Here is an 18,041-nt window from a genome sequence, read left to right as displayed (position 1 = left end):
ACCCCCCACCCCCCCCCCCACCCCCCTGCCCGCCGGGGCTCTCGGGCCGGGGGCCCCGGGGGGGGGGGGGGTTTTTTTACACACCAACCACCCCCCCCGGCCCCGGCCGTTCGTCGTCGGAAGCGGTGCTCAGCCGCGGCGGTGGCGCCCGCCACCGGCCTGCACGGTGTCCTCGTCGGCGGCCTCGACGGCGCCGCCCGCCTTCTTCTTCCTGCGCTCCCGTACGACCTCCACCAGGATCGGCGAGATCGAGAGCAGCACGATCAGCAGCACCGCGGGAATCAGGTACTTGTCGATCACCGGGGCCAGCGCGTCACCGAAGAAGTAGCCGATCATCAGCATCGACTCGGTCCACAGCACGCCACCGATCACGTTCCACAGGAAGAACGTGCGGGCCGGCATCTCCAGGGTGCCCGCGACCGGGTTGAGGAAGGTCCGGACGATCGGCATGAAGCGGGCCAGCACCACGGCCTTGCCGGGTCCGAACTTGTTGAAGTACTCCTCCGCCTTCAGCACGTACTCGCGGCGGAAGATCTTCGATTCGGGCTTGTCGAACATCTTCGGTCCGACCTTCACCCCGATCTGGTGCCCGAGCTGGGCGCCAGCGATCGCGGCGAGCGGGGCCCCGATGGCCAGCGCCGTGATCGACAGCCGGGCCCCGTCCCCGAGCACCGACGAGGCGGCACTGGAGGCGGCCACGCCTGCGATGATCAGCAATGAGTCACCCGGGAAGAAGAACCCGACCAGCAGGCCGGTCTCCGCGAAGATGATCGCGATCAGCCCGATGGCGCCGACGGACGAGATCAGTGATTTGGCGTCGAGGAGGTTGACGGCCAGCTGGTTGTAGTCCACGGCCGCAGGATAGCGGTCCCGGATAAACACGGGCATCGGCCCACAGGTCGAGGCGGCCACATCCTCCGGTCGCACGCGAGGAGTGGCCCCGCGGGCGCCGCCGTCCCGACTGGCGGGCCGCATGGTGAACCCGGAGCACGAGTCTGGGAAGATGGCACAGGCGTCCGGACCGCGGTCGCAAACACCCTCATTGTCGTGCCGCGGCGGTCACCTCGAACCTTGGTACAGGCGAGCCGCCCCGCAGAGCCGCGCGTCGGCGCCGGTACCCCGGAGTCGTAACGAAGGCGTACACAGCGTCGGACAGCACCGTCCGTACGCCGCAACCCGACAGGAGCGGATTCGCATGCCCATCGCAACTCCCGAGGTCTACAACGAGATGCTCGACCGGGCCAAGGCGGGCAAGTTCGCCTACCCGGCCATCAACGTGACCTCGTCGCAGACCCTGCACGCCGCGCTGCGCGGCTTCGCCGAGGCCGAGAGCGACGGCATCATCCAGATCTCGACCGGTGGTGCGGAGTTCCTGGGCGGCCAGCACAACAAGGACATGGTGACCGGCGCCGTCGCGCTCGCCGAGTTCGCGCACGTGGTCGCCGCCAAGTACGACGTGACCGTCGCGCTGCACACCGACCACTGCCCGAAGGACAAGCTGGACGGCTACGTCCGCCCGCTGCTGGCGATCTCCGCGGAGCGCGTGGCCAAGGGCCTGAACCCGCTGTTCCAGTCGCACATGTGGGACGGCTCCGCCGAGACCCTGAACGACAACCTGGCCATCGCCGAGGAGCTGCTGGCCAAGGCCGTCGCCGCCAAGATCATCCTTGAGGTCGAGATCACCCCGACCGGCGGCGAGGAGGACGGTGTCACGCACGAGATCAACGACGAGCTGTACACCACCGTCAACGACGCCGTCCGCACCGCCGAGGCCCTGGGCCTGGGCGAGCGCGGCCGTTACCTGCTGGCCGCCTCGTTCGGCAACGTGCACGGCGTCTACAAGCCGGGCAACGTCGTCCTGAAGCCGGAGCTGCTGCGCGAGCTGCAGGACGCGATCGGCGCCCAGTACGGCAAGAAGGACCCGTTCGACTTCGTCTTCCACGGCGGCTCGGGCTCCTCCGCCGAGGAGATCGCCGTCGCGCTGGAGAACGGCGTCGTGAAGATGAACCTCGACACCGACACCCAGTACGCCTTCACCCGCCCGGTCGCGGACCACATGTTCCGCAACTACGACGGTGTGCTGAAGGTCGACGGCGAGGTCGGCAAGAAGAACACCTACGACCCGCGCACCTGGGGCAAGCTCGCCGAGGCGGGCATGGCCGCCCGGGTGCTGGAGGCCGCCCAGCAGCTGCGCTCGGCCGGCAACCGCCTGAAGTAAGTCCCCGCCGAGGCAGGGTCCTTCCCTCGTGCCCCCCAGTGGTTCACTGGGGGGCATGAGCACACACCAGAACCTTCTCGGGGGTCCGCCCCCGACGCACCTGCCCGCCGAGCCCGCTCCGCTGGAGCTGCTGGCCGGCGGTGCCTCCCCGGCCGAGGTCGCGGCGAAGTACCCGACCTCCTCGCTGGTCTGGGCCCAGCTCGCCGACGACGCCTTCGCCGCCGGCCGCACCGTCGAGTCCTACGCGTACGCCCGTACCGGTTACCACCGCGGGCTGGACGCGCTGCGGCGGGCCGGCTGGAAGGGCCACGGTCCGGTGCCGTGGGAGCACGAGCCGAACCGCGGCTTCCTGCGGGCGCTGCACGCGCTCGGCCGGGCCGCCGCCTCGATCGAGGAGAAGGAGGAGGCGGAGCGCTGCGCGCAGTTCCTCCGGGACAGCTCGCCGACCGCCGCCGCCACCCTCGGCTGACCGCTCCCCGACGCACCGCACCCGTCGGCACCGCCCCTGTCGCCCGCCCGGCGGCAGGGGCGGTTCTGTTGCCAGATCTGCATACTCGGTATGTGGACATTCGGCAATCCGGCGTGCCAGGGTGAGGCCATCAGGGGGGCGCGCACGGCAGTTCGGGGCGGCCCCGCCCGCCCGACAGAAAGCCTCCACGTGCCCGTAGTTCGACCCGCTCAGCGCAGCAGCCGCACCCGCGGCACCCAGCCGGGCGCCGGCCGCCGTAACCGCCGGCGTCGTCGGCTCGGCCCGGGGATGACCGCCGCCCTGCTCGCGGCCGTGACCGTGCTCGGCGGCACGCTGTACGCGCTGAACCGCCCCGACGCCCTGCCCGGCGCCGGTCCGACCGCCCAGGGCCGGGTCGCCCCGCCCGCCGACAGCACCCCGGCACCCACCGCCCCCGAGCCCGCCAAGAGCCCGGACACCGCCCCGCCGCCGCCGGCGGCGCCCGCCACGACACCCGCACCGACGCCGGCCCTGACCCAGGCCGCGACGCCGACCCCGGAACGGAACACCCCGGACCCCGGACCCGCCAAGGGCGCGGGCACCTTCACCGTCGCCACCGGCTCCGCCGCGCCGGTCGGCGCCGGCAACATCCGCCGCTACCGGGTGGAGGTCGAGGACGGCATCGGGATCGACCCGGCGGCCGCGGCCGCGCAGATCCAGGGCATCCTCGCCGACAAGCGCGGCTGGACCAACGACCGCAAGAACGGCTTCCAGCTGGTGGCCGGCGGCTCGTACGACTTCACGGTGAAGATCGGCTCGCCGGCCGCCGTGGACCGGATCTGCGGCCAGGCCGGTCTGGACACCCACGGCGAGGTGAACTGCGCCGTCGGCAACCAGGTGATGGTCAACGTCAAGCGCTGGAACACCGGTTCACCGCAGTTCAGCGGCCCGATCGACGAGTACCGGGCACTGATCGTCAACCACGAGGTCGGCCACCGGATCGGCCACGGGCACGAGACCTGCCCCGGCAAGGGCAGGCCCGCCCCCGCGATGATGCAGCAGATCTACGGCCTCAAGGGCTGCGAGTCCAACGCCTGGCCGTACTCGGCCGAGGGCTCCTACCTGGGCGGCCCGTCGGTGCCCTGAACCGGGCACCGACGGAACGGCTCTGAGCCGCCCTCACCGGCTCCCCCTCCCCGGAACACGCCCTGACCGGCGAGCCGCCGTCCCGGGCCGCCGCACTCCCGGGAGCCGGGCCCGGATCAGCCGAGCACCGGCAGGTACGCCCGCAGGTCGCTGCGCTCACCGCTCGCCGACACCCTGTCGGCGTCCACCGCGGACGCCCAGTCGGTCCGCCCGGTGGCCAGCCGGATCCAGGTGAACGGGTCGGTCTCGACCACGTTCGGCGGGGTGCCGCGGGTGTGCCGGGGGCCCTCGACGGCCTGCACCACGGCGTACGGCGGGATCCGCAGCTCGACGGCGCCACCGGGGGCCCGGTCGGCGAAGGCGTCGGCCAGCAGCCGGGTGACGGCGGCGACGGCCTGGCGGTCGTGCGGGAAGGCGGCGAGGCCGAGCGCGGCGGCCAGGTCGTCGGCGTGCACGACCGCCTCGACCAGCCGGGTCACCAGCAGGTCGGAGAGCAGCATCGAGCCCAGCCGGATCTCGAACCGCCGCTCGGGGTCGGCGGCCTCGTTCCTGGCGAGGGCGGCGATCAGACCGCTCGCGGCCCGCTGGAAGGCCGCCGACACCGAGGCCGGGTCGCCGCCGAACTCGCCCGCGGCCTTCTCCCGGGCCTGCTCGTCGAGGAGCGGTGCCACCGTGCCGACCCCGGCCACCCAGCGCAGCAGGTCCAGCGGGGGGCGGCCCTCCAGCGGATCGTCGAAGTGGGCGGGGACCCAGTCGAGCTGGACGGCGGTGTGCGCGATCAGCTCGCGCACCGTCCACTCCCCCAGCCGGGTGGGCCGGGCGAGCAGTTCCACGGCGTCCGGGCGGGCGCAGAGCCCGTGCACGGCGTCACGCAGCGCGGCGGTCTGCGCCACCAGCGCGGCGCGCACCTTCTGCGGCTGGTATGTACGGGACTTGGGAGGCATGCCCCGCAGCGTACGCCGGGGGGCGGTCCACCCGGCTGAGTGGACCGCCCCCCGGTACGACCGCGATCAGGCGAGCAGAGCCTCGATGACGCCGGTGTGGGCGTCCTTCAGCTCGGCCAGCGAGACGGTGAACTGGCCCTGGACGTCCAGGACATCGCCGTCCACCACACCGATCCGGGTGGCCGGCAGGCCACGCGCGGTGCACATGTCGTTGAACCGGAGCTCCTCGCTGCGCGGCACCGCGACGATCGCGCGGCCCGCCGACTCGGAGAACAGGAACACGAACGGGTCCTGGCCCTCGGGCACGATGATCCGCGCGCCGTGGCCGCCCTTGAGGCAGCTCTCCACCAGCGCCTGGCCGAGACCGCCGTCGGAGAGGTCGTGCGCGGCGTCGATCATGCCGTCGCGCGAGGCGGCGATCAGGATGTCGCCGAGCAGCCGCTCGCGCTCCAGGTCGACCTTGGGCGGCAGACCGCCGAGGTGGTCGTGGACCACCTGCGACCAGGCCGAGCCGCCCAGCTCGTCCGCGGTGTCGCCGAGCAGGTAGAGCAGCTGCCCCTCCTCCGCGAAACCGATCGGGGTCCGGCGCGTCACGTCGTCGATCACGCCGAGCACCGCGACCACCGGGGTCGGGTGGATGGCGGTCTCGCCGGTCTGGTTGTAGAGCGAGACGTTGCCGCCGGTGACCGGGGTGCCGAGCACCAGGCAGGCGTCGGCCAGACCGCGGGTGGCCTCGGCGAACTGCCACATCACGTCCGGGTCCTCGGGGGAGCCGAAGTTGAGGCAGTCGGAGACGGCGAGCGGCTTGGCACCGCCGGCCGCGACGTTGCGGTACGCCTCGGCGAGGGCCAGCTGGGCACCGGTGTACGGGTCCAGCTTGGTGTAGCGGCCGTTGCCGTCGGTGGCGACCGAGACGCCGAGGTTGGTCTCCTCGTCGATCCGGATCATGCCGGAGTCCTCGGGCACCGAGAGCACGGTGTTGCCGAGCACGTAGCGGTCGTACTGGTCGGTGATCCAGGACTTGGAGGCCTGGTTCGGCGAGGAGGCGACCTTCAGCAGGTCGGCCTTCAGGCCCTCACCGGTGGTCGGCCGGGCGAGGCGCTCGCCGGTCGGGGCGTCGGCCTGCAGCGCGTCCTGCCAGTCGGGGCGGGCGTACGGGCGCTGGTAGGTCGGACCCTCGTGGGCGACGGTGCGCGGCGGCACGTCGACCACCAGCTCGCCGTGCCAGAAGATCTCCAGGCGCTCGCCGTCGGTCACCTCACCGATGACGGTGGCGATGACGTCCCACTTCTCGCAGATCTCCAGGAAGCGGGCGACCTTGTCGGGCTCGACGATCGCGCACATGCGCTCCTGCGACTCGCTCATGAGGATCTCCTCGGGCGAGAGCGTGTGGTCGCGCAGCGGTACGGTGTCCAGCTCGATCCGCATCCCGCCGGAGCCGGCCGAGGCCAGCTCGCTGGTGGCGCAGGACAGGCCCGCGCCGCCGAGGTCCTGGATGCCCTTGACGAGCTTCTCGCCGAAGATCTCCAGGGTGCACTCGATGAGGAGCTTCTCCTGGAACGGGTCGCCGACCTGGACGGCGGGGCGCTTGGCCGGGCCGGTGGCGTCGAAGGTCTCGGAGGCGAGCACCGAGACACCGCCGATGCCGTCGCCGCCGGTGCGGGCGCCGTACAGGATGACCTTGTTGCCGGCGCCGGAGGCCTGCGCGAGGTGGATGTCCTCGTGCTTCATGACGCCCACGCACAGGGCGTTGACCAGCGGGTTGCCCTGGTAGCAGGAGTCGAAGACGACCTCGCCGCCGATGTTCGGCAGACCCAGGCAGTTGCCGTAGCCGCCGATGCCCGCGACGATCCCGGGCAGCACGCGCCGGGTGTCCGGGTGGTCGGCCGCGCCGAACCGCAGCGGGTCCATCACGGCGACCGGGCGGGCGCCCATCGCCAGGATGTCGCGGACGATGCCGCCGATGCCGGTGGCCGCGCCCTGGTAGGGCTCGATGTACGACGGGTGGTTGTGCGACTCCACCTTGAAGGTGACCGCGTAGCCCTGGCCGACGTCGACCACACCGGCGTTCTCGCCGATGCCGACGAGCATCGCGTCCGAATCCGGCTTCTTCTCGCCGAACTGCTTCAGGTGGACCTTGGAGCTCTTGTACGAACAGTGCTCCGACCACATGACCGAGTACATCGCGAGTTCGGCGCCGGTCGGGCGCCGGTCGAGAATCTCCCGGATGCGTGCGTACTCGTCCTTCTTGAGGCCGAGTTCGGCCCACGGCTGGGCCGCGTCCGGGGTCTGCTCGGCGTTCTTGACGGTGTCGAGGCTCATCAGGCGTTCACCAGCTGCTTCAGGACGGAAGTGAAGAAGCCCAGGCCCTCGGTGGTCGGACCGGTGAGCGGCTCCACGGCGTGCTCCGGGTGCGGCATCAGGCCGACGACATTGCCGGCGGCGTTGGTGATGCCGGCGATGTCGCGGTACGAACCGTTCGGGTTGACGTCCAGGTATCGGGCGACCACCCGGCCCTCCGCCTCCAGGGCGTCCAGGACGTGCGCGTCGGCGACGAACCGGCCCTCGCCGTTCTTCAGCGGGACGACGATTTCCTGGCCGGCCGAGTAATCCCCGGTCCAGGCGGTGGCGGCGTTCTCGATCCGCAGCTTCTGGTCGCGGCAGATGAAGTGCAGCGAGTCGTTGCGGGTGAGCGCTCCGGGCAGCAGGTGCGATTCGCAGAGCACCTGGAAGCCGTTGCAGATACCGAGAACCGGCATTCCCAGCTTCGCCTGCTCGATGATGGTGTCCATGACCGGCGAGAAGCGGGAGATGGCACCACAGCGCAGATAGTCGCCGTAACTGAATCCGCCCGGCAGGACGACCGCGTCGACCTGGTGGAGATCCTTGTCACGGTGCCAGAGCGCGACCGGCTCGGCGCCGGCCAGGCGGACCGCGCGCTGCGCGTCGCGGTCGTCGAGGGAGCCGGGGAAAGTGACGACGCCGACGCGGGTGGTCACTTGCCCTCCTCCTCGACGCGGACGGTGAAGTCCTCGATCACGGTGTTGGCGAGAAAGGTCTCGGCGGCTTCGCGGATACGGGCGAGCACGGCGTCGTCGACCGGGCCCTCCAGCTCCAGCTCGAAGCGCTTGCCCTGGCGGACGTCGGCGATCCCGGCGAAACCGAGACGGGGCAGTGCGCGCTGCACCGCCTGTCCCTGGGGGTCGAGAATCTCCGGCTTGAGCATGACGTCGACTACGACGCGTGCCACTGGCACTCCCGGTGGTGTCTTCGTGAGGCGGGGGAACTCCAGACTACCGGGGGTTTCGGGCGGGATTGCTGGCCGGGGAGCGCGACGCGCGTAGACCCGAGACCCTTACGGCACAAGGGTTCCGGGCCCCCGGACCGCCCCGGAGCCGCCCCATTTCACCGGATTCGACAGCCCGAACGACAACGGCCGAAGAACACCCGAATACCGGCACTCCGGGACAGATCGGCCAGCCGTGCGCACCGGTATCCGGTAGTCGGGCGAAGACACGTGAATATACGGAAAAGAAAGCCGGACTCTTCGATTTCGACCCGCTTCGGGTGCAGAATAGGGCCACCTGCCGCGGCAAGTGCTGCGTATCCGGCGTGCCATCAGGGCTGCCCGTATGCGCTTGCGCGAGTGGTGCACATCAGGCCACAGGAGCGCACCCCCGTGCCCTTCGGCCGAATTGCCCGAGAGGATTGACACCCATGGCTCAGCGTGTAGTCGTCACGCTCTCCGACGACCTGGACGGCGGCGCCGCCGCGGAAACCGTCCACTTCGGCGTCGACGGGAAGTCGTACGAGATCGACCTGTCTCTGGACAACGCGGAAAAGCTGCGGGAGGCCCTCGCTCCGTTCGTCGCGGCCGGCCGGCGCCAGAGCCGTACCGGAAAGTCCTTCCGCCGCACCGCGCTCACCCCGGACCCGGCCGCCGTGCGCGCCTGGGCCCAGTCGCGCGGCATGGAGCTGCCCGCCCGGGGCCGCATCCCCAAGCACGTGTACGAGGCGTTCGCCGAGGCGAACTGACCCCGCCGGGACCAGGTCGCTCCACCCGCCCGAAAGGGTGGGGCGACCACCCCGATCGATGAGGTAGAGTATTCCTCGTCGCCCCAACGGAGAGATCCAAAGAGGCGGCCGGTGCCACCAGGCACCGTGCGGACGTGGCTCAGTTGGTAGAGCATCACCTTGCCAAGGTGAGGGTCGCGAGTTCGAATCTCGTCGTCCGCTCGCAGTGCGCGAGCACAGCACAACTCAATAGTTTCACCATGCGGACGTGGCTCAGTTGGTAGAGCATCACCTTGCCAAGGTGAGGGTCGCGAGTTCGAATCTCGTCGTCCGCTCCAGTACGAAGGGCCCCCTCGGTCGAGGGGGCCCTTCGGCATTCCCCGGCCCTTCCGCCCGCACGGAGCCCTGAAGCGGGCCGCGGCCCCCTGAAGCGAAGCGGACCCATGACATTTGTCATCGCCGGCCCGTGGATCCGCACCCCGTTCTCATGATGACGCGCACTGCCCGCAGCGCCCGGGCGGCGGAAAGCTTGAGGCATGGAAACGAGCCAGCGCCTCCACTCGACCGACCGCGTGATCGAGGTCACCGACCTCCACCGCCGCTACGGCCCCGCCGGTGCCACCGGCTACCACGCGGTGCGCGGCGTCGACCTGGCCGTCGGCCGCGGCGAGCTGTTCGCGCTGCTCGGCACCAACGGAGCCGGCAAGACCTCCACCATGGAGCTGATCGAGGGCCTCGCCGCCCCCAGCGGCGGCCAGGTCCGGGTCCTCGGCCACGACCCGTACCGCGAGCGTGCCGCCGTCCGCCCCCGGATCGGCATCATGCTCCAGGAGGGCGGCTTCCCCGGCGACCTCACCGTCGCCGAGACCGGCCGCAGCTGGTCCGGGATGACCAGCGGCGCCCGCCCGCTCGACGAGGCCCTGGAGCTGGTCGGCCTCATCGGCCGCCGCGACGTCCGGGTCAAGCAGCTCTCCGGCGGCGAGCGCCGCCGGCTCGACCTCGCGATGGCCCTGCTCGGCCGCCCCGAGGTGCTCTTCCTGGACGAGCCCAGCACCGGCCTCGACCCGGAGGCCCGCGCCGCCGTCTGGCGCCTGGTGCGCGAGCTGCGCGCCCAGGGCACCACGGTGCTGCTCACCACGCACTACCTGGAGGAGGCCGAGGAGCTGGCCGACCGGCTGGCGATCATGCACGGCGGCCAGGTCGTCACCGCCGGCACGGTGGCCGAGGTGATCGCCGGCCGGCCCTCCCGGATCACCTTCGAGCTGCCGGAGTTCGCCGGGACCTCGCTCCCCACCCTGCCCGGCGCCGAGATCACCGCCGACGGCCGCAGGTTCACCGTGCAGACCCCGAGCCTCCAGGCCACCCTCACCGACCTGCTCGGCTGGGCCAACCACCACCGGGTCGTGCTCGGCGCCCTGGACGCCCGCAGTGCCTCGCTGGAAGAGGCCTTCCTCGCCATCGCCTCCGAGGCCGCCCACCAGCCCCCGGCCGACACCCCCGCCGCTCCCACCGCCCGCCGCCGCCTGATCGGACTCGCCCGATGACCACCGCCACCGCCGCCTCCGCCGTCACCGCCGCCGGCCCGCAGAGCACCGCCGTCCGCCGGCTGCTGGCCCTCGGCCGCGCCGAGGCCACCCTGCTGCTGCGCAACCGGACCGCGCTGTTCACCGCCCTGCTGCTGCCGCTGCTGCTGGTCGCCGGACTGCACAGCCTCCTCACCCGGCAGGCCGAGTCCAACCCCGGCCTCGACGTCGACTCCGCCCTGGTCAACGGCACCGTCGGGATGGTCCTGGCCTTCGTCGTCTACTACAACCTGACCGGCGCGTACGTCGCCCGCCGCGGTGAGCTGGTACTCAAGCGGCTGCGCACCGGCGAGGCCCGGGACATCGAGATCCTGGCCGGCACCGCGGTGCCCTCGGTCGCCCTCGCCCTGATGATGTGCACCGTGGTCGGCGTCGTCGGCGCCTCCGCCCTGAAGCTCAGCGCCCCGGTGAACCCGCTGCTCATGCTCGCCGGGCTGGTCCTGGTGATCGGCACCCTGATGGCCCTGGCCGCCGTCTCCAGCGCCTTCACCAGGACCGTCGAGAGCGCCGGCATCACCACCATGCCGATCCTGCTGCTCAGCCAGTTCGGCTCCGGCCTGCTCATCCCGCTGGAGGTCATGCCCGACCGGATGGCCGACATCTGCCGGCTGCTGCCCACCACGCCGGCCTTCCAGCTGATCCGCCTCGGCTGGTTCGGCACCGACGGCTCCGCCGCCGCCACCGGCTTCGCCGGCACCTGGGCCACCGCCGCCCCACACCTGGTCACCGGCAGCATCTGGCTCGCCCTCGCCGCCTGGGGTGCCGTCCGCTACTTCCGTTGGGAGCCGCGTCGCTGACGACTACCCCGCCATTCGAAGGATTCGATCCCCGCGCCACCTCTGATATGAAGGCAGCAGCACGATCATGATCGAACGGGGAGCAGACCAGATGGACGTCCGGGCACCGGTCCGCCGATGGAAGGGCTCCGGCAAGCCCCAGCGCACCGAGCTCTACCTCCGCTGGTCGCTCTACTCGATGCCGCTGTTCCTGCTGCCGGTGATCATGCTGGCCGTCGTCTCGACCGCCGAGCAGGGCGGCTCCCCCGCCGCCGGCCGGGTCGCGCTCGTCATCGGCCTGGCCTCCACCCTGCTGACCCTGCGCGCCTACCGCACCTCGCTCGACCACTACCTGAAGCGGCCGACCGACCACCTGCGCTGGCTCGCCGTCACCGGCGCGGTCGCCGTGGCCGGCTCCTGGGCCGTGCTGCTGCTCGGTCCGGACCGCGGTGACCAGGACGGCCCGCCGTTCACCGTCACCGTGGTCGTCGCCCTGCTCGCCTCGGCCTTCGGCCCGGTCAGCGTCGGCCTGACGGTCCGCCAGGCCTGCCGCGCCGGACTCGGCGCGCTGCTCCTGGTCGCCCCCGCCCTGCTGCTCGCCGGGATCAACCGCCCGACCACCGCCGGCGTGCTGGTCGGCGCCCTCATCGGGATGGCCTTCATCGGCTCCAGCTGCCGCAGCTTCGCCTGGCTGCAGTCGGTGGTCTGGGAGCTGGACGCCGCCCGCGAGGCCCAGGCCCGGCTGGCCGTCGCCGAGGAGCGGCTGCGGTTCTCCCGCGACCTGCACGACGTGATGGGCCGCAACCTCACCACCATCGCGCTGAAGAGCGAACTCGCCGTCCAGCTGGCCCGGCGCGGCCGCCCGGAGGCCGCCGACCAGATGACCGAGGTGCAGCGGATCGCCCAGGAGTCCCAGCGCGAGGTCCGGGACGTGGTCCGCGGCTACCGCACGGCGGACCTGCACGCCGAGGCGATCGGCGCCCGGGCCGTGCTCCGCGCCGCCGACGTCGCCTGCGAGATCGACCTCGGCGCGGAGGCGGACCGGCTGCCGCTGCCGGTGCAGTCGGTGCTCGGCTGGGTGATCCGCGAGGCCACCACCAATGTGCTGCGGCACAGCGAGGCGGACCACTGCACGATCCGGCTGCGTCGCGAGGACGGCCGGGCGGTGCTGGAGCTGGAGAATGACGGGGTGCCGGCCGTGCCGCTCCCCTCCCAGGGCAGCGGCACCGGCCTGCGCGGGCTGCGCGAGCGGCTCGCCGCGCACGACGGTGAACTGGCCGTCCCGGCGACCGGACCGGGCCGCTTCCGGATGATCGCCACCGTCCCGATCTGACGCCCCGCCCGTACGGAAGAAGGCCCTCCCGATGACCGACACCGCCCCCGTCCGCATCCTGCTCGCCGACGACGAGCACCTGATCCGGGGTGCGATGGCCGCGCTGCTCTCCCTGGAGGAGGACATCACCGTGATCGCGGAGGCCGGCTCCGGCACCGAGGCCCTGGCGATGGCGAAGGCGCACCGCCCGGACGTCGCGGTGCTGGACCTGCAGATGCCCGGGCTGGACGGCATCGAGGTGGCCACCGAACTGCGCCGGGTGCTGCCGGACTGCCGCTGCATGATCGTCACCGGCCACGGCCGCCCGGGCTATCTGAAGCGGGCGCTGGAGGTCGGGGTGCGCGGCTTCCTGCCGAAGACCGTCTCGGCGGCGGACCTCGCCGGGATCATCCGCACCGTGCGGGCGGGCGGCCGGTACGTCGACCCGGAGCTGGCGGCGGACGCGATCAGTGCGGGCGAGACCCCGCTGACCCCGCGCGAGACGGACGTGCTGGAGCTGGCCGCCGACGGGACCTCGATCGCCGAGATCGCCGAACGCGCGTCGCTCTCCCAGGGGACGGTTCGCAACTACCTCTCCTCGGCGGCCACCAAGCTGGGCGCCGAGAACCGCCACGCGGCGGTGCGGATCGCCCGCGAGCACGGCTGGATCTGACCAGCGGTGCCCGCGGGCGGGCGGCGGACTACTCCCAGCCGAGGCCGGTCAGCCGCTCGTAGGCCTCGACGTACTTGGCCCGGACCCGCTCGACCACCTCGGCCGGCAGCCGCGGCGGCGGCTGCTCGCTCCTGCGGTCCCAGCCGGAGGCCGGGGAGGTCAGCCAGTCGCGGATGATCTGCTTGTCGAAGGACGGCTGCGGGTGACCGGGCTCCCACTGGTCGGCCGGCCAGAAGCGGGAGGAGTCCGGGGTGAGCACCTCGTCGCCGATCACCAGCTCGCCGTCCAGCAGGCCGAACTCGAACTTGGTGTCGGCGAGGATGATGCCGCGGTCACGCGCGATGTCCCGGGCCAGCGCGTAGATGTCGAGGGTGGTGCGGCGCAGCCGGGCGGCCAGCTCGGCACCGATCCGCCGGGCGGTCTCCTCGTAGTGGACGTTCTCGTCGTGCTCGCCGACCTCGGCCTTGAGCGCCGGGGTGTAGATCGGGCCGGGCAGTTCGGAACCGTCCTCCAGGCCCTCGGGCAGCGCGATGCCGCAGACGGTGCGGGAGGCGCGGTACTCCTCCAGGCCGGAGCCGGCCAGGTAGCCGCGGGCCACGCACTCGACCGGGACCATCTCCAGGCTGCGGCAGACCAGCGTGCGGCCCTTCCAGTCGGCGGGGGCGCCGGCCGGGACCTCGGTGGAGATCACGTGGTTGGGCACGATGCCGGCGATCCGGTCGAACCACCAGAGCGACATCTGGGTGAGGATGCGGCCCTTGTCCGGGATCTCGTTGGGCAGCACCCAGTCGTACGCCGAGGTGCGGTCGCTGGCGACCATCACCAGCTCACCGGACTCGGCGCGGTAGAGGTCGCGCACCTTGCCGGTGTGCAGGTGGACCAGGCCGGGTACCTGGACCGGCTCGGGCTTGGTGACAAATCCGCTCAAGGTCGTCTCAGTCCTCAGGGGTGGTTCGCGGGCGTGTGGGGCGCGAAAGGGGAGGTCACTGCCTCCGAGTCTTTCACGGACGGCCGGAGGGGCACCCGCGGCCCGGCGGTCAGCCGTTCTTGCCGAGGCGGTCCAGCAGGTTGGCGGTGGCCCGCTGGATCCGCTCGTCGGTGAGCCCCGGCCGGCCCAGCGCGGGCGACCAGGCGAAGGTGCCGGCGGCGAACACGTACGCGCCGCTCGGGGCCCGGTACAGCGAGGTCTCCTGGTACCGGGTGCGGCCCATGAGGTCCTGGTACGGGGAGTGCGCGAGCAGCACCCGCTCGGTGTGCTCGGGCAGCGACACCCTGGGGTAGTAGCGGTCGGCCTCCCCCGCGACCAGGCCGGGCAGCTCCTCGCCCTCCCGGACACCGGTGCCGTCCCAGAGCCAGTGCGCGGTGTGCCGGGCGACCAGCGGGACGGGCGAGGCGACCCGGCCGGAGTACTGCAGGCCGAGCAGGTGCTGCTCCGGCTCGCCCGCGTCCCGCCAGAGCGCGCTGGCGGCGCCGGACACCCCGGCGGCCGGGCTGCCGGGCTCGACCTTCTGCCGCTTGCGGCAGTTGAGCAGCCGGTTGGGCTCGCCGGACGGCGCGGCGCTCAGCTCGACCCGCCAGTACATGGTGTTGGCGGAGAGGAAGACCAGGGAGGTGCCGTCGTCGCGGGCCCGCTCGACCGTCCGGCGCATCGGCTCGGACCAGTACTCGTCGTGGCCGGGGAAGACCAGCGCGCGGTGCCGGGTCGGGTCGACCAGGCCGGCGTGCAGGTCGGTGGCGGTGGCGTAGGAGAGGTCGTAGCCGAACCGCTCGGCCCAGCGGATGAAGTCGTAGGCGTGGCCGACGTGCAGCGGCAGGCCGGCGGTGGCGTGCGGACGGTCGAAGGAGACGGTGACGGCCGCCTCGGGCTCGCCGACGAGCCGGCCCTGGCCGTCCCAGGCGTGGTAGAGGCTGGCGCCGCTGCGGCCGTCCTCGGGGAAGAGGTTGTAGGCCTGCCAGGTCACGTCCGGGACGACCAGCAGCAGCTCGGCGGCGTGCACCCGGTCGTCGAGGTCCCGGACGGTGAACGGGATGTGGCTGCGGTCCAGCATGTCGGCGGTGGTCAGGACGGCCACGTACGCGCCGGGCGGCCAGTGGGCGGGGATCTGGAGCCGCCAGGAGTGCCACCAGTGGTGGCAGGAGACGGTCCGTCCGACGACCAGCGGGGCGGGCTGGGCCAGCCCGGAGATCAGCGGGCTGGACGTCATGTGGTGGGCGCCGTCGCCGTTGTAGTGACCGATCCGGTAGACGTCCACGGTGAACTCGCGGGGCGGGTTGACGGTGACCCGGAGGTCCACCGAACCGCCGGGGCGGACCACACCGGCCGAGGCGAAGCCCTTGATCTGCTGCACCACGTCGTTGGCGCCCCGCGGGGTGCCGACCGGCGGCTTGGGTCTGGTGCCCCCGGCGAGCGGCTGCTGCCCCGGCGCGCCCACCGAGACGTACCAGGGGACACCGCCCTCCGCTCCCGCCAGGTATTGGTCCGGGCTGCGCAGCCAGGGCAGCGGGCCCTGGCCAAAGGGGTCGGAGACGCTGTACGCGTGCGTTCCCGACTCCCAGCGGCGGTTGAGTTCCGTCCCCACGTGCCCCTCCCGGGTGCACCTCCGCCGGTTGGCATGTGCCTCCCGGTTGTGCGTGCGGACTAATACACCACACTGTGCTGGCGCTGCGTCACCCTACGGTAGCAACTAGTGGTGATGAATCTTCGGGCCCGGCACCGAGAGGGCCTTTGGCCTGCGAAGACCTTCCGAGGCCAGGCCGCCGCAGGGGGCGCGTGGCCGGCCGCCGAGCGCCGCCCCGGAGCAGGCCGGCGTGGTCCCGGATCCGCCTCAGAGGCGGACCGGCTTCTCCAGCCGGACGTCGGCGGCGTCCAGCCAGCCGCGCAGCGGGCCGTCCTGGCCCTGTTCGACGGCCTGGGCGACCGGTCCGGCCAGGTCCGTGCGGCGCACCCCGCCGAGCATCAGCACCGGGCCGTCCAGCCAGTCCAGGCCGGGGGTGGCACCGGCGGTGTCGACGGCGGCGCAGCAGACCATCGCGGTGACGTGGTCGATCAGGAGGTCCCGCCCGGTGCGGACGGGCTCCAGCAGCGGGGCGGGGGCCGTGGTGCGGGCGAGCTGGGCGGTGAGTGCGGCGGCCAGCCGCTCGCCGTCGCCGTCGGCGAGCCGGGCCAGCAGCCGGGTGAGGGTCGGGGCACCGGGGCGGGCCTGCGGGGCGAGCCGGTCCAGGGCGGACTGCAGGGCCGCGGCGCGGATGCGCCAGCCGGCGTCCACCACCTCGGCCGGGTAGTCGGCCCACTCCAGCTCCCGCCAGGCGCCGTCGGCGGGCCGGCCGAAGAACAGCTCGGCCGCGAGCAGCGAGACCGCCTCGTCCACCGTGCCGGGCTCCTCCAGCAGGTCGCAGGCGGGGCGGTCGCCGAGCCTGCTGCCGTAGCCGTCGGCGGCCAGCCGGTCGCGCCGGGACAGCTCGGTGAGGGCGGCGACCACCCCGGCGTTGAGGTGCGCGGGGTGGCGGCCGAGCCGCCAGGCAGGCAGTGCCACCCGGGTGAGCAGCCGGTCCCAGCCGGCGTAGGCGAGGCCGACCTGCTCCTGGGCGGCGATCCGCAGGCCGTAGTCGACCGCCCTGGCCTGCTCGGAGGCCCAGGCGGCGACCGCCCGCTCCAGTTCGGCGGAGTGCGCGCGACAGGCGCCGAGCAGCCGTCGGGTGATCCGGTCGGTCAGCGCGGCCGGGCCGCGGCGGGGCGGCCGTACGGGCCCGGGAGCGGGGACTCCGCCGAGGCCGGGGGCGGTGCCGGGTCCGGCGTCCAGGCTGGCGTCCAGGCCGCGCAGGAAGCGGCGGGCGGCGGCGATCTCCGGATCGGCCGCGGCCGCGGTGCCGGCCACCACGGGCGCGAGCAGGGCGCGGAGCTCCCCGGCCCGCATCCACCAGAGGAACGGCGAGCCGATCACCAGGGCGGGGGCGGGCGGCTCGTGCCCCGGGCGGTGCGGCCGGGACCGGCCCTCGGGCCGGGGCGGCGGGACGTCCTCCAGCCAGCTGTCGCAGTCCGGGGTGAGGGCGATGGCGGAGGGCGCGGGGACCTCCAGCCGCTCGGCCAGCTCGTCGATCAGCCGGTAGAGCTCGGGCGCCTGCCTCCGGTCGAGCGGGACGACCGGGGTCTGCGGCGGGACGGCCCGGCGGTAGGCCCGCGCGGCCAGGCCGGCCACCAGCAGGGTGACGGCGGCCACCGCGCAGACCACCCAGCGGGCGGCGTCCCAGCCGGCGCCGTCCGGGGAGCCGGGCGCGCCGAGGCGGCCGGTGAGCCGGCCCGCGAACAGGACCACCGCGACGGCGGCGGGCAGTGCGGCGACGGCCAGGGCGAGACCCCGGATCCGCAGCACCGCCTGGGCGTGAGCGCGCGCGGTGTCGACAGCGGCCATACGGTGCGGCACCCCCTTCGGAGCCCTCGGGCGCCCGGCGACGGGCCCTGAGCAGGCTCGAACGATCAGTTCCGACCGGGAAGCGGTGGCGTCCGATCCCGGTAGTACATGCTGCGTGGCGCTTCTGCCATTGTTGACGCCCAGGTCCGGGCCGGTGTTCCGGATCGCCCCGGTTTCCACTCGTCCCGGTGACGCTGCCCGGTTTCCGGACGACCCACGGCCCGGCCGTGCGAAGCGCCCGGATGTGCCGGCCCGGCCGGACGCCGTCCAGCATCCCCCCGCGGGCACGGCGCTACCCGGCGGCGATCACAGCGGCCCCGGTGGTGACACCTGCGATCCAGCGCACCATAAGGCCGGGCACCCGGTTACGTCAGCCGGATGCGGGCGGTGTCACTCGATGGGCTGGATTCCGGCCGCCGAACGGTGTGGCTCCCCCCGGACCGCTCCGGCACTGTCTCCCCCGGAAACGCCGGAGGGTGCTGCGTCCATGGGGGTTGTTTCCCCTCGACGCGGCACCC

Annotated in this window: 16 protein-coding genes and 2 tRNA genes; 10 read left to right on the top strand and 8 right to left on the bottom strand. The window is 72.9% G+C overall.

The window, feature by feature from the left end; all coding sequences use genetic code 11:
• Positions 1–129: 129 nt before the first annotated feature.
• The gene (locus ACIO5D_RS21425; RefSeq protein ID WP_363614141.1) at positions 130–852 is read right to left on the bottom strand and encodes a VTT domain-containing protein; all 723 of its coding nucleotides are present in this window, start codon (positions 850–852) and stop codon (positions 130–132) included.
• Between the two features lie 343 nt (positions 853–1,195).
• On the opposite strand from ACIO5D_RS21425, the gene fbaA reads away from it, so the two are divergent.
• The 3 genes from fbaA (at position 1,196) to ACIO5D_RS21410 (ending at position 3,812) form a co-directional block, all read left to right on the top strand.
• A complete protein-coding gene (fbaA, locus tag ACIO5D_RS21420; protein ID WP_363614139.1) occupies positions 1,196–2,218 on the top strand; it encodes a class II fructose-bisphosphate aldolase in 1,023 nt (340 codons plus the stop codon).
• A 55-nt stretch (positions 2,219–2,273) separates the two neighbouring features.
• Complete coding sequence (locus tag ACIO5D_RS21415) at positions 2,274–2,687, top strand: DUF3151 domain-containing protein (RefSeq protein WP_363614137.1); 414 nt, start codon at positions 2,274–2,276, stop codon at positions 2,685–2,687.
• 189 nt (positions 2,688–2,876) lie between these two features.
• Positions 2,877–3,812 (top strand): DUF3152 domain-containing protein, encoded by a 936-nt coding sequence (locus tag ACIO5D_RS21410; protein ID WP_400796989.1) that lies wholly within the window; start codon positions 2,877–2,879, stop codon positions 3,810–3,812.
• 116 nt (positions 3,813–3,928) lie between these two features.
• Here the strand turns inward: ACIO5D_RS21410 and ACIO5D_RS21405 are convergent, their stop codons facing one another.
• The 4 genes from ACIO5D_RS21405 to purS all read right to left on the bottom strand — a co-directional run bounded on the left by ACIO5D_RS21405 (position 3,929) and on the right by purS (position 8,006).
• Positions 3,929–4,756, bottom strand: a complete 828-nt coding sequence (locus ACIO5D_RS21405; protein WP_400796986.1) for a sterol carrier family protein — start codon at positions 4,754–4,756, stop codon at positions 3,929–3,931.
• Positions 4,757–4,822: 66 nt separating this feature from the next.
• Entirely contained in the window at positions 4,823–7,078 is a 2,256-nt protein-coding gene (gene purL / locus ACIO5D_RS21400; protein ID WP_363614131.1) for a phosphoribosylformylglycinamidine synthase subunit PurL, read from the bottom strand.
• On the bottom strand, positions 7,078–7,755 hold the full coding sequence (gene purQ, locus ACIO5D_RS21395; protein ID WP_363614129.1) for a phosphoribosylformylglycinamidine synthase subunit PurQ: 678 nt from the start codon (positions 7,753–7,755) through the stop codon (positions 7,078–7,080). The genes purL and purQ overlap by 1 nt, the downstream gene beginning before the upstream one ends.
• Positions 7,752–8,006 (bottom strand): phosphoribosylformylglycinamidine synthase subunit PurS, encoded by a 255-nt coding sequence (purS, locus tag ACIO5D_RS21390; RefSeq protein ID WP_363614127.1) that lies wholly within the window; start codon positions 8,004–8,006, stop codon positions 7,752–7,754. The genes purQ and purS overlap by 4 nt, the downstream gene beginning before the upstream one ends.
• Before the next feature lie 467 nt (positions 8,007–8,473).
• On the opposite strand from purS, the gene ACIO5D_RS21385 reads away from it, so the two are divergent.
• The 7 genes from ACIO5D_RS21385 (at position 8,474) to ACIO5D_RS21355 (ending at position 13,114) form a co-directional block, all read left to right on the top strand.
• Complete coding sequence (locus ACIO5D_RS21385) at positions 8,474–8,791, top strand: Lsr2 family protein (RefSeq protein WP_238860361.1); 318 nt, start codon at positions 8,474–8,476, stop codon at positions 8,789–8,791.
• A 128-nt stretch (positions 8,792–8,919) separates the two neighbouring features.
• Positions 8,920–8,992, top strand: a tRNA-Gly gene (locus tag ACIO5D_RS21380).
• Positions 8,993–9,032: 40 nt separating this feature from the next.
• A tRNA-Gly gene (locus tag ACIO5D_RS21375) sits at positions 9,033–9,108 on the top strand.
• 198 nt (positions 9,109–9,306) lie between these two features.
• On the top strand, positions 9,307–10,314 hold the full coding sequence (locus ACIO5D_RS21370) for an ABC transporter ATP-binding protein (RefSeq protein ID WP_400658287.1): 1,008 nt from the start codon (positions 9,307–9,309) through the stop codon (positions 10,312–10,314).
• Positions 10,311–11,150, top strand: a complete 840-nt coding sequence (locus ACIO5D_RS21365; protein WP_400658285.1) for an ABC transporter permease — start codon at positions 10,311–10,313, stop codon at positions 11,148–11,150. Before ACIO5D_RS21370 ends, ACIO5D_RS21365 begins: the two co-directional genes overlap by 4 nt.
• A 91-nt stretch (positions 11,151–11,241) precedes the next feature.
• A complete protein-coding gene (locus ACIO5D_RS21360) occupies positions 11,242–12,462 on the top strand; it encodes a sensor histidine kinase (protein ID WP_363614121.1) in 1,221 nt (406 codons plus the stop codon).
• 31 nt (positions 12,463–12,493) lie between these two features.
• The gene (locus ACIO5D_RS21355) at positions 12,494–13,114 is read left to right on the top strand and encodes a response regulator transcription factor (RefSeq protein ID WP_363614119.1); all 621 of its coding nucleotides are present in this window, start codon (positions 12,494–12,496) and stop codon (positions 13,112–13,114) included.
• A gap of 28 nt (positions 13,115–13,142) precedes the next feature.
• Here the strand turns inward: ACIO5D_RS21355 and ACIO5D_RS21350 are convergent, their stop codons facing one another.
• The 3 genes from ACIO5D_RS21350 to ACIO5D_RS21340 all read right to left on the bottom strand — a co-directional run bounded on the left by ACIO5D_RS21350 (position 13,143) and on the right by ACIO5D_RS21340 (position 17,523).
• Entirely contained in the window at positions 13,143–14,042 is a 900-nt protein-coding gene (locus tag ACIO5D_RS21350; RefSeq protein ID WP_363614117.1) for a phosphoribosylaminoimidazolesuccinocarboxamide synthase, read from the bottom strand.
• Between the two features lie 109 nt (positions 14,043–14,151).
• A complete protein-coding gene (locus ACIO5D_RS21345) occupies positions 14,152–15,693 on the bottom strand; it encodes a N,N-dimethylformamidase beta subunit family domain-containing protein (protein ID WP_363614115.1) in 1,542 nt (513 codons plus the stop codon).
• Positions 15,694–15,939: 246 nt separating this feature from the next.
• Positions 15,940–17,523, bottom strand: coding sequence for a hypothetical protein (locus tag ACIO5D_RS21340; protein ID WP_363614113.1), 1,584 nt, complete (start codon positions 17,521–17,523; stop codon positions 15,940–15,942).
• Between the last annotated feature and the right edge of the window lie 518 nt (positions 17,524–18,041).

Source organism: Kitasatospora sp. NPDC087315 (genome assembly GCF_044744345.1).
Lineage (GTDB): Bacteria > Actinomycetota > Actinomycetes > Streptomycetales > Streptomycetaceae > Kitasatospora.
The sequence above is the reverse complement of the archived record's forward strand: the minus strand, read 5'-3'. Positions and strand labels throughout refer to the sequence as shown.

Bases quoted from the DNA above. Each gene is read 5' to 3' on its own strand.
- fbaA (WP_363614139.1), top strand. From the start codon at position 1,196: ATGCCCATCGCAACTCCCGAGGTCTACAACGAGATGCTCGACCGGGCC.
- ACIO5D_RS21415 (WP_363614137.1), top strand. From the start codon at position 2,274: ATGAGCACACACCAGAACCTTCTCGGGGGTCCGCCCCCGACGCACCTG.
- ACIO5D_RS21405 (WP_400796986.1), bottom strand. From the start codon at position 4,756: ATGCCTCCCAAGTCCCGTACATACCAGCCGCAGAAGGTGCGCGCCGCG.
- purL (WP_363614131.1), bottom strand. From the start codon at position 7,078: ATGAGCCTCGACACCGTCAAGAACGCCGAGCAGACCCCGGACGCGGCC.
- ACIO5D_RS21385 (WP_238860361.1), top strand. From the start codon at position 8,474: ATGGCTCAGCGTGTAGTCGTCACGCTCTCCGACGACCTGGACGGCGGC.
- ACIO5D_RS21370 (WP_400658287.1), top strand. From the start codon at position 9,307: ATGGAAACGAGCCAGCGCCTCCACTCGACCGACCGCGTGATCGAGGTC.
- ACIO5D_RS21365 (WP_400658285.1), top strand. From the start codon at position 10,311: ATGACCACCGCCACCGCCGCCTCCGCCGTCACCGCCGCCGGCCCGCAG.
- ACIO5D_RS21360 (WP_363614121.1), top strand. From the start codon at position 11,242: ATGGACGTCCGGGCACCGGTCCGCCGATGGAAGGGCTCCGGCAAGCCC.
- ACIO5D_RS21355 (WP_363614119.1), top strand. From the start codon at position 12,494: ATGACCGACACCGCCCCCGTCCGCATCCTGCTCGCCGACGACGAGCAC.
- ACIO5D_RS21340 (WP_363614113.1), bottom strand. From the start codon at position 17,523: ATGGCCGCTGTCGACACCGCGCGCGCTCACGCCCAGGCGGTGCTGCGG.